Annotated in this window: 8 protein-coding genes and 1 tRNA gene; 2 read left to right on the top strand and 7 right to left on the bottom strand. The window is 72.3% G+C overall.

The annotated features are described in order from the left end of the window. The 3 genes from JAN01S_RS15620 to JAN01S_RS15630 all read right to left on the bottom strand — a co-directional run. Window positions 1-1505 (bottom strand): GTP-binding protein (locus tag JAN01S_RS15620; protein ID WP_169797249.1); only part of this gene is annotated, 1505 nt, incomplete at its 3' end. Further along, window positions 1502-2866, bottom strand: a complete 1365-nt coding sequence (selA, locus tag JAN01S_RS15625; RefSeq protein ID WP_068319640.1) for an L-seryl-tRNA(Sec) selenium transferase — start codon at window positions 2864-2866, stop codon at window positions 1502-1504. The genes selA and JAN01S_RS15620, both read right to left, overlap by 4 nt. Window positions 2867-2920: 54 nt before the next feature. After that, window positions 2921-3016: transfer RNA gene (locus JAN01S_RS15630), tRNA-Sec, on the bottom strand. 57 nt (window positions 3017-3073) lie between these two features. Between JAN01S_RS15630 and selD the strand changes: the two genes are divergently transcribed. Both selD and JAN01S_RS15640 read left to right on the top strand, forming a co-directional pair. Then, window positions 3074-4075, top strand: a complete 1002-nt coding sequence (gene selD / locus JAN01S_RS15635; protein ID WP_068319642.1) for a selenide, water dikinase SelD — start codon at window positions 3074-3076, stop codon at window positions 4073-4075. Then, window positions 4072-4464: a rhodanese-like domain-containing protein gene (locus JAN01S_RS15640; RefSeq protein ID WP_068319645.1), complete on the top strand. Its 393-nt coding sequence runs from the start codon at window positions 4072-4074 to the stop codon at window positions 4462-4464. The genes selD and JAN01S_RS15640 overlap by 4 nt, the downstream gene beginning before the upstream one ends. 133 nt (window positions 4465-4597) lie before the next feature. On the opposite strand, the gene JAN01S_RS15645 is transcribed toward JAN01S_RS15640, so the two are convergent. The 4 genes from JAN01S_RS15645 to JAN01S_RS15660 all read right to left on the bottom strand — a co-directional run. Beyond that, complete coding sequence (locus JAN01S_RS15645; protein WP_068319647.1) at window positions 4598-5896, bottom strand: L-lactate MFS transporter; 1299 nt, start codon at window positions 5894-5896, stop codon at window positions 4598-4600. Between the two features lie 22 nt (window positions 5897-5918). Continuing rightward, window positions 5919-7055: an NrfD/PsrC family molybdoenzyme membrane anchor subunit gene (gene nrfD, locus JAN01S_RS15650; RefSeq protein WP_068319651.1), complete on the bottom strand. Its 1137-nt coding sequence runs from the start codon at window positions 7053-7055 to the stop codon at window positions 5919-5921. Then, window positions 7052-8197 (bottom strand): 4Fe-4S dicluster domain-containing protein, encoded by a 1146-nt coding sequence (locus tag JAN01S_RS15655; protein WP_068319653.1) that lies wholly within the window; start codon window positions 8195-8197, stop codon window positions 7052-7054. The genes nrfD and JAN01S_RS15655 overlap by 4 nt, the downstream gene beginning before the upstream one ends. Further along, window positions 8197-10462 (bottom strand): molybdopterin dinucleotide binding domain-containing protein (locus JAN01S_RS15660; RefSeq protein WP_068319655.1); only part of this gene is annotated, 2266 nt, incomplete at its 5' end. The genes JAN01S_RS15655 and JAN01S_RS15660, both read right to left, overlap by 1 nt.

The raw sequence follows: 10462 nt of genomic DNA on the forward strand, positions 1-10462 counted from the left end.
CCCGCCTCGGCGGGCCCGAGCCCGGCCGATGCCGGGTCGTGGACCCGGCCGTCGGTGACGGCGAGCCGCGCCTGCTCGGCGAGCACGGGGACGAGCTCCTGACCGAGGGCAGCAGGCAGGTGGTCGGGCAGGCCGAGGGCCCGAGCCGCCTCGGCGAGGGGGACCCCGGCGCTCAGGATGTCCTGGGCGTGGTGGGCACGGACGGCCTCGGTCAGGCGGGTGCGCCAGACCTCCATGGTGTCGGCGTCGACGTACCAGTCCCCGTGGCGCACGGCACCGCCCGGCGCCCCCAGTCCCAGCCGCGCGAAGACCTCCACCCGGTCCGCCGCCCGTGACCGCAGACGAGTCGTGGCGAGGTCGTCGGAGGCGAGGGCCTGTCCCCTTCGTCCTGCGGCGCCGCGTCGGGTGAGGGGGAGGGGGTCGACGTCCAGGACCCGCACCGACCACAGCCGGCGGCTGCCCGGGTCGCGCAGGATCGCGCGGTCACCCACCCGCCACGGCAGTCGCGTGTCCGAGATGAGCCGCGCCGCCTCCGCACCGAGCGGTCGCACGTGCACCTCGAGGTCCGTCGATCCGACGTGCAGGGTCGCCCGCTCGACGACGCGCATCTCCCCGGGCGCCTGCGCGGGCTGTGTCTGCATTGCCGTAGGGGAATGCAGGCTCCCGCCGTCACCGACCGGCATGAGCGCGACGTCGATCGTCGCCGCCAGCTCGAAGGCGCCCGGCGTGAGCAGCACGGCCGAGCGTCCGACGTCCTCCACGCGCCGCAGGTTGACCGCGACCCGTGAGACCGGCCCGACGTCGTCGCGTGCGGTGTCCTGGCTGTGCAGGCCGCGCACGGTGACCTCGCGGACGGCCCCCTGGTCGAGCAGGGTCAGGTGGTCACCGGTGCGGATCGTGCCGGTCCCGAGGGTCCCGGTCACGACCGTGCCGGCGCCGGAGACCGAAAACGCCCGATCACCCCAGAGGCGCACGGGCGCAACGGGATCCGGCTCGGGCAGACGCGCCGAGAGGTCGTCGAGCGCCGTCCGCAGCTCGTCCATCCCCTGCCCGGTCACCGCCGAGACCTCGACGACGGGCGCCGCGAGCCCGACGTCGCCGAGCCGGCGGGTCGCCTCGTCCCGCACCCGTGTGCGCGCGCCGTCGTCGGCGAGGTCGCAGCGGGTGATGACGAGCAGCCCGTCGGTGATGCCGAGCGCCTGCACGGCGGCCAGGTGCTCGCTGCTCTGCGCCTGCCAGCCCTGGTCGCCCGCCACGACGAAGACGACAGCGGGCGCCGGACCGAGCCCCGAGAGCATTGTCCCGACGAACCGCTGGTGCCCCGGCACGTCGACGAAGGCGACCTCCGCGCCGCTGGGCAGGGTCGTCCACGCGTAGCCGAGCTGGATCGTCAGCCCGCGCTCGCGCTCCTCGCGCAGCCGGTCGGGATCGCGTCCCGTCAGCGCGCGCACGAGGGTGGACTTGCCGTGGTCGACGTGCCCGGCAGTGGCGAGCACCCGCCTCATGACGAAGGGGGCCTCTCGCCCGATCCTCCGTCGTCCGGTGACGCGGTGTCGTTGTGCCCCAACGCCGCTCGCAGCGCGACCTCGACGTCTGCGTCCCGGTCCGCCGGGATGCAGCGCAGGTCGACCAGGCCCCGCCCGCGGTCGACCCGGGCGAGGACCACGGGCAGGTCGCCGTCGGGTCGGCGCAGCAGCGGCACCGCGTCCACGGGGACCTCGACCGCCCAGCCGGGCAGCGGCACCCCGGGGGCGCCACCGCCACCCACGCGGCCGTCGACCGCGACGACCTCCCGGCCGACCGCCGCCGCCAGGGCCTCGACCCGGGGCAGCAGCTCGTCGGCGGTGGCGTGCAGCGCCGCGGTGACCGGCGGCAGGGGTCCGCGCAGTGTCGCCTCGAGCGCGGCGAGGGTGAGCTTGTCGACGCGCAGCGCGCGCTGCAGCGGGTGCCGACGCAGCCTCTCGACGACCTCGGCGTCACCGAGGACGAGCCCGGCCTGCGGACCACCGAGCAGCTTGTCGCCGCTCGCCGTGACGATCGTCGCCCCGGCGCGCAGCCACGTCGCCGCATCCGGCTCGTCGGGCAGCAGCGGGTCGGGCGCGAGGAGTCCGGAGCCGATGTCGGCGACGACCGGGACGGCGCTCCCGTCGGGGCGGGTCAGCCCGTCCAGCTCCTCGAGACCCACGGACGAGACGAACCCGTCCACGCGGAAGTTGCTCGGGTGCACCTTGAGCACGCACCCCGTCTCCGGGCCGATCGCGTCGGCGTAGTCACGCAGGTGGGTGCGGTTGGTCGTGCCGACCTCGCGCAGCCTCGCTCCGGTCGAGGCGATGAGATCGGGCAGGCGGAACCCGTCGCCGATCTCGACCATCTCGCCGCGGGAGACAACCACCTCGCGCCCGGCGGCCAGTGCCGTCGTCGCGAGGACGAGGGCGGCCGCGCCGTTGTTGACGGCCAGGGCACCGCCGGCGTCCGGGACGGCCTCGAGCAGTGCCGCGAGTGCCCCGGCGCCGCGCCGGCTGCGGGCCCCGGTGCCCAGGTCCATCTCGACGTCGACGTAGCCGGCCGCGTCGACGACTGCTTCGATCGCGCTGGGGGACAACGGCGCCCGGCCGATGTTGGTGTGGACCACGACCCCGGTGGCGTTGATGACGGGGGTGAGCGAGGAGGCGCGGTGCGGCAGTCGTCCGAGGGCGACGTCGGCGACGTCGGCGGGGGCGATGCTCCCTTCGCGTGCCTGTTGCTGGGCCGAGGTGATCGCGGCGCGCACCGCGCCACGACCGAGGCGCTCCGCGGCGGCGACGAAGGGGGGCGCCGCCAGCAGCGTGTCGGTGCGGGGGATCGTCCGGCGCGGGTCCTCGCTCACGGTGGCGCTCCCTTCGTCCGGGTACGAGGGGAGGTGACGGCCCCTCGCAGGGCTTGGCGGAGGCGGACGGGAATCGAACCCGCCAGACCGAGATGCTCGGCCTCACCGGTGTTGAAGACCGGGGGGACCACCAGGAACCCAGACGCCTCCGAGGCCCACCATAGGGCAGGTGGTCCCCGTCACACGGGCTGGTCCTAGTGTGTGGTCATGGAGCCGGTCCGACTGACCCAGTACGCCCGCGGCGGAGGATGCGCCTGCAAGATCCCGGCGGGGGAGCTCGAGCAGATCGTCGCGGGGCTGCACGTCGCCGCGCCGCCCGGCTCGGACGTCCTCGTCGGCCTCGACGATGGTGACGACGCGGCCGCCGTGCGGATCGAGGGCGGGCGGGCCGCGCTGTCGACGGCCGACTTCTTCACGCCGGTCGTCGACGACCCGTACGACTGGGGGCGGATCGCCGCGGCCAACGCCGTCTCCGACATCTACGCGATGGGCGGCGACCCGGTCATGGCGATCAACCTCGTCGCCTGGCCGCGCGAGCTCCTGCCGACCGACCTGCTGCGCGAGGTCCTGCGCGGGGGCCTCGACGTCGCGACCGAGGCGGGCTTCCCCGTGCTCGGCGGCCACAGCATCGACGCGCCCGAGCCGATCTACGGCATGGCGGTGACCGGCACGGCCGACCCCGAGCGGCTCATGCGCAACGACGCCGCCGAGGCGGGGCTGCCGATCAGCCTGACCAAGCCGCTCGGCGTCGGGGTTCTCAACAACAGGCACAAGGCGACCGGCGAGCGCAGCGAGGAGGCGATCGCCTCGATGGTCACCCTCAACCGCGACGCCTCCCGAGCAGCCGTCGCGGCGGGCATCCGGGCGGCGACGGACGTCACCGGCTTCGGTCTGCTCGGCCACCTCTACAAGATGACTCGCGCCTCGGGCGTCGCCGCTCGCGTCGACGCGGCGGCCGTGCCCTATGTCGCTGGCGCCCGCGAGGCCCTCGCCGCCGGTCACGTCCCCGGCGGCTCCCGCCGCAACCTCGACTGGGTGCGTCCGCACCTCGCGGCCGACGGCATCGCCGAGGACGAGCTCATCCTGCTCGCCGACGCCCAGACCTCCGGCGGGCTGCTCGTCGTGGGCGAGGTCCCAGGCGCACCCGTCGTCGGCGAGACCGTCGCGGCCGGCTCGCTCGGCGACGGCGTCCTCGTGCAGGTCGTGTGAGCGAGGTCGACCGGCTCCTCGAGACGACCCGAGCCGGGCTGGCCCGGCTCACCCCGCAGCAGGCCCACGACGCGGCGAAGGGGGGAGCCCTCGTCATCGACACCCGCACCGCCGCGCAGCGGGCCCGGCAGGGCGAGCTGCCCGGGGCGCTCGTCGTCGACCGGACTGTGCTCGAGTGGCGCCTTGACCCGACCTGCCCGCACCGCATCCCCGAGGCGCTGCCCGGGACCCGCGTCGTCGTGCTGTGCCGCCAGGGCTACAGCTCGTCGCTGGCCGCGGTCTCCCTTCGCTCGCTCGGGGTGGACGCGACCGACGTCATCGGTGGGGTCGAGGCCTGGGCCGCCGCGGGCCTGCCCCTGCACACCGGCCCCGCCGACGTCCGCGAGTGAGAGCGCGCGGGATCAGACCGGGATGCGCTGCCCGGCGCTCCCCCGAAGGCGCATTTCCCCGGGGAAATGCAACCTCTCGACATCAGGACTCTGCATTGCCGTCGGGCAATGCAGAGTCGTGAGGTCCGACAGGTCAGGCGTTGGCCTGGTGGTGCTTCGGCGGCTTGGCGATGAAGGGGATGATCAGGCCGACGAGGGCGATGACGCCCATGACGGTGAAGCCGAGCGTGTACGCCTGGTCCTCGCCGACGAGCCACGAGATGAGCAGCGGGCCGACGACGCCACCGATCGACCACCCGATGAGCATCAGGCCGTAGATCGCGCCGGAGTTCTTCACGCCGAAGAAGTCGCCGGCGGTCGAGGGCAGGGTGCCGAAGGCGCCGCCGTAGCAGGTGTAGACCACCGCACACAGCACGTAGAAGACTGCGGCGTTGCCGATGTGCGGGATGGCGAGCAACGCCAGGCCCTGCAGGCCGAGGATGCCGACGAAGGCGGGCATCCGGCCGATCCGGTCGGAGATCGCGGCCCACAGGATGCGGCCACCACCGTTGAAGAGGCCCATGACGCCGACCAGGGTCGCGGCGGCGGCAGCGCTCATGCCCGCGACGTCGGTCGCGGTGCCGGCCGCGACGGAGATGAGCGAGATGCCGGCGGTGACCGAGATCGTCAGGATGAGCGTGAGCATGTACCACTGGGGCGTGCTCAGCGCCTCCTGCTGGGTGAAGTCTCGGCCCGCCTTGGCGGCCGCCTCCTCCTTCTTGGTGTCGTGCTGCTCGTGCGCCTTGGCCACGCCCGGGGCGACGTAGCCCTCCGGCGGGTTCTTGAAGACCGAGGCGCCGATGAGGCCGAAGATCAGGTACGCGATGCCGAGGTAGAGGAAGGCCTTGGTGGGGTGCACCTCGTAGCCATCGATGCCGTCGATCATCCGCTGGGCCAGCGGCGAGGTGATGACCGCACCGAAGCCGAACCCGCCGACCGCGATGCCGGTGATCAGGCCGCGCTTGTCGGGGAACCACTTCTGCAGCATGGCGATCGGCACGATGTAGGCCAGACCGAGGCCGAAGCCCCCGAGCACGCCGTAACCGAGGATCAGCAGCCACAGGTCGGAGGCGTCGCGGGTGAAGCTCGCGAGGATGATGCCGAGGGAGTAGATGACGACACCGGTCAGGGCGACGAGCCGCGGGCCGCGCTTGTCCTGGATCCGGCCTCCGAGGAAGGTCCCGAGGAAGAGCATGCCGATGGCCACCTCGAAGGGGATGGTGGCCTGCACCTTGGACAGCTCGATCGCCGACGAGTCCGACTGGATCGCCTTGCTGAAGGTGCTCCACGCGTAGACCGCGCCGATGGTCAGCTGGACCAGGACGCCTCCGGCAAGGACGAGCCACCGGTTGCCACCGGTGGTCGTCGGGGCCTGCTCGGTCGCCGTGCTCATGGAACCTCCCAGTTGTCGGGTGCTACCTGACCGTCACGGCGCTGTCGTGGACGACGCCCTGACGGCGACGCTCAGCCAAGCGGTCCCGTTGGACCCGGACGGTGTACTTGGGGTCGCTCGCGGACTCCATGCCTGCTTCGACGATGCCCATGCGGGTCAGGGCCGAGGCAGCGGCCAGCGCCGCACCCGAGGCGATGGCGACCAGACGACTGCGCCCGGACAGGAGGGTGCCGACACCGCCGGCAATCACCAGCCCCTTGGCCAGACGCAATTTGCCCGCGCCCTTGCCCGAGGTGACCGGCTCGTCGATGCCCAGGTCGTCGAGGTGCTCCTCGAGCCGGTGCATCGCGAGCAGCTCGGTCGCGACACCTGCCAGCGCGAGTCGTCGCACCGGTGCGGCCAGAGAGGTCGGGGTCAGGGCCATCTGGACTCCGCCGGAGGCCAGCGCCGCGGACCCGACGAAGACGAAGGGGAGCTCGCGCCGGCTCTCGTGCCATACCGGGTGCGCGGTGTCGGCGAGGAGCACGGCCGTGTAGGCCGCCAGCGGGGCGCCGAAGGCGGCCTGCCCGATCGTCGACGGGGTCCCGAGCGCGTCGGTCACCCGGGTGAGGGCGGTGACCGGCCCTCGAGCGGGGAGCAGGCGCAGCACCTCGCCGGCCGTGGTCACCCCGGCGAAGGTCGCGTAGCCCGACAGGATCCACGTACCGACCGACATCGGCGAGGTGAGCTTGACCGTGCGCAGCATGTTGAGGAAGCGCTCGGGCCGGCCGAGGTCAGCGACGAGCGCCACCCCGCTCAGCGCGACGGTCGTCATCGCGACCAGCCGCGAGTTGCGTTGCAGGACAGCGTTGCCCGTCGCGGCAGCGCCCGCCTGGATGATGCCGGAGGTGCCGGCGATGCCACCGACGAAGAGGTAGGCGGAGATCTTGTGGTCCCACGGCACGACCTTGACGATCGGCTGACCGTAGTAGCTGGAGAACTCGGCGTCCGGCACGGCCGGCGCCTCGCGGCGACCGCCGCCGTCACGGCTGAGCCAGCCGCGCCCTCCCTTCGTCAGGTCACGGGCGGCACCGGTCACCGCACCGCGCACCCCGGAGTCGCGGCGGCGCTTGCGGCCCTCCTCGGGCGGCCGGTAGTTGTCGAAGGGGGAGGTCGTCACGACCTGCTCCCGATGAAGGAGACGGCGACCGCGCCGATCAGGCCGAGGCCGGCGACGCCCGCTGCGCGGAACATCTCGGGCAGGTGCTTGCTCGGGACCTCGGGGTCCGGCGGGAGGCCGTAGACCTCCGGCTCGTCGAGCAGGAGGAAGACCGACCCCGTGCCGCCGACGCCGTCGTGCTCGTTGGCGCCGTAGAGCCGGGCCTCGGTGAAGCCCTGCTCGTGCAGCTGGGTGACCCGCTCGCGGGCGGCGCTCACCATGTCGTCGTGGTCGCCGAACTTGATCGACGTCGTCGGGCAGGTCTGCGCGCAGGCGGGTGTCTGGTCGTGGGTCAGGCGGTCGTAGCAGAGCGTGCACTTCTGCGCGACACCGACGTTGGGCACGTGGCCGTCGCCGGAGACCGAGACACTCTGGTCGTTGCGTCGTTCGATGACGCCGAAGGGACAGGCCCCGACGCAGTAGCCGCACCCGTTGCAGACGTCGGCTTGGACGACGACCGTGCCGTGCTCGCTGCGGAAGAGCGCGCCCGTCGGGCAGACGTCGAGGCACCCGGCGTGGGTGCAGTGCTTGCACACGTCGGAGGACATCAGCCACCGGAACTGCGGCACCGGCCCGACGATCGGGACACCGTCGACGGTCGTGCCCAGATCGGTCGCCTCGGCCTGCGCCTTGTCCGCGAGCAGGTCGGTCAGCGCCGGGCCGTGGCCCTCGATGGGGGCGGGCAGGCTGCCGTAGCCCGCCGGCTGGCCCGCGCCCCCCACGCTCCCTGAGGTGCGAGTTCGCTCCGCGAGCGAGCCTCGAAGGGCGCTGTCCTCAGGCGCTCCGACCGAGGGCATCCCCAGGTCCACCAGAGCCCGCCCGGACTCGCGCGCGGCCTCGATGCGGTCCTTGCTCTGCTCGACGAAGGCGACGTGCCGCCACGTGCTCGCGCCGAGGTCACCGGTGTTGTCGTAGGAGTTGCCGGTGATGGCCAGCCCGTCGAGCGGGATGCCGTTCCACTCCTTGCACGCGACCTCGCAGGCCTTGCAGCCGATGCAGATCGAGGTGTCGGTGAAGAACCCCTTGCGGCTCGGCGCCTCGCTCCAGCCGGCATCGGTGGCCGGCTCGGTCGGGCCCGAGAGCTGGCGGGTCAGGTACCCCATCAGCGATCTCCCTCCTCGCGGGTGGCGGCGCGGGCGGCCGCGATGTCGGGTGCGACCTCGTCAGAGCGCTCGTTGCCCGTCTGGGCGGTCGTGCCGGACCGGGACTGGTACTCGGCGACGAGGCGCAACAGCTCCTCGCCGCGCGGGCGGCGGCCCGGGACGATGTCGCAGGAACCCACCTTGGACTCCTGGATCTGGACATTGGGGTCGAGCGTCAGACCGAGCAGGTCGTTGGCGCCGTCGCCCTCGACGACCGCGTCCCGGCCGACACCCCAGTGGTAGGGCAGACCGATCTGGTGGACCGTGCGGCCCTTGATCGTCAGCGGGGTCATCCGTTCGGTGACGAGTACACGGGCCTCGATGGCGCTGCGCGCGGAGATGATCGTCGCCCACTCGCCGTTGACCAGGCCCTGCTGCTCGGCGAGTTCGGGGGAGACCTCGCAGAACATCTCCGGCTGCAGCTCCGACAGGTACGGCAGCCAGCGGCTCATGCCTCCGGCGGTGTGGTGCTCGGTGAGCCGGTAGGTGGTGAAGACGAAGGGGTAGACGTCCGACCCCGGCTCGTCGCCGGAGGGGCTCCACAGGTTGTCCTTGCGCGGGTACACCAGACGCGAGGGGTTGCGCTGCTGCGAGTACAGCGGGTTGGCGACCGGCGACTCCTGCGCCTCGTAGTGCGTCGGGAGCGGACCGTCGACCATGCCCTTGGGTGCATAGAGCCAGCCCTTGCCGTCGGCCTGCATGATGAAGGGGTCGTCACCGGCGATCGCCGCCGGTCCACCGACGTCCGGGTCGGGGCGGAAGGCGGGATCCCGGTCGATCGGGAAGTCGGGCACGTCCTTGCCGACCCACTTCTGGGCGTCGGCGTCCCACCACACGTACTTCTTGCGCTCGCTCCACGGGGTGCCGTCCGGTGCCGCCGAGGCGCGGTTGTAGAGGATGCGCCGGTTCATCGGCCAGGCCCAGCCCCAGTCGAGGGCGATGTCGTCCGGGTCGGTCGCGGGCACGCGGTTCTTCGACTTGTTGACCCCACCGGCGAAGACACCGGTGTAGATCCAGCAGCCACCGGACGTCGAGCCGTCGGGCCGCATGTCGGCGAACTTGTCGAGCATCTGCCCGGCGCGCTCACCCGTGAGGTGGTAGCCGTTGATCTCCCGCAGGACCGCCTCGGCATCGGTCTCACCGTGCTCGTCCTTGGGGTAGTCCCACGTCATGTCGAGCAGCGGCCGGTCCCGCTCGTCGGTGGAGTCCTTGAGCCGCTCGCGGATGCGCACCCCGAGCTCGTGGAAGAACTCCAGCTCGCTCTGGCAGTCGTCCGGCGGCGTGACCGCCTGGTGGTGCCACTGCAGCATCCGCTGGGTCTGGGTGAAGGTGCCCGATTTTTCGACGTGGTTGGCGGCGGGGAAGAAGAAGACCTCCGTGTCGATGTCCTCCGTCCTCAGCTCGCCGCTGGCGATCTCGGGGGAGTCCTTCCAGAAGGTCGCCGACTCGATGAGCTGGAAGTCGCGGACGACGACCCACTTCAGGTGCGTCATCGCCAGCCGCTGCATCTTGCCGTGGGCCGAGCCGACCGCCGGATTCTGCCCGAGGATGAAGTAGCCCTCGACCTCGTCGTCGAGCATCGACATCACCGTCTGGTAGGTGCCGTGGGCACCGGTGAGCCGGGGCAGGTAGTCGAAGCAGAAGTCGTTGTCCGGCGTCGCGGCGTCGCCGAACCACGCCTTGAGCAGGCTCGCGGTGTAGCTCGGTGCCTCGGTCCAGAAGCCCTTCTGCAGCGGTGACGCGATGCTGCTGAGGTACTCCTCGTAGGTGTCGTGCTGGCCCACCATCGGCATCGGCAGGTACCCGGGGAGGATGTTGAAGAGGGTCGGGATGTCGGTCGACCCCTGGATGCTCGCGTGCCCGCGCAGGGCCATGATCCCGCCACCCGGGCGGCCCATGTTGCCCATGAGCAGCTGCAGGATCGCCGCCGTGCGGATGAACTGCGCGCCGAGGCTGTGCTGGGTCCAGCCGAGGGCATAGGCGAAGCAGGTCGTGCGCTCGCGACCGGAGTTGGCCGTCAGGGCGTCGGCGATCTGGTGGAACTGCCACTGCGGGATGCCGCACACCTCCTCGACCATCTCCGGGGTGTAGCGCGAGTAGTGCCGCTTGAGCACCTGGAAGACCGAGCGCGGGTGCGTCAGCGTCTCGTCGCGGACCACGTTGGCGTGCTCCAGGGCGGGGCCGGCCCCGCCGTGCTCGTCGCCCGCGGCGCGCGCCCGGCGGCTC

The sequence above is a fragment of the Janibacter anophelis NBRC 107843 genome (assembly GCF_001570945.1).
Taxonomy (GTDB): domain Bacteria; phylum Actinomycetota; class Actinomycetes; order Actinomycetales; family Dermatophilaceae; genus Janibacter; species Janibacter anophelis.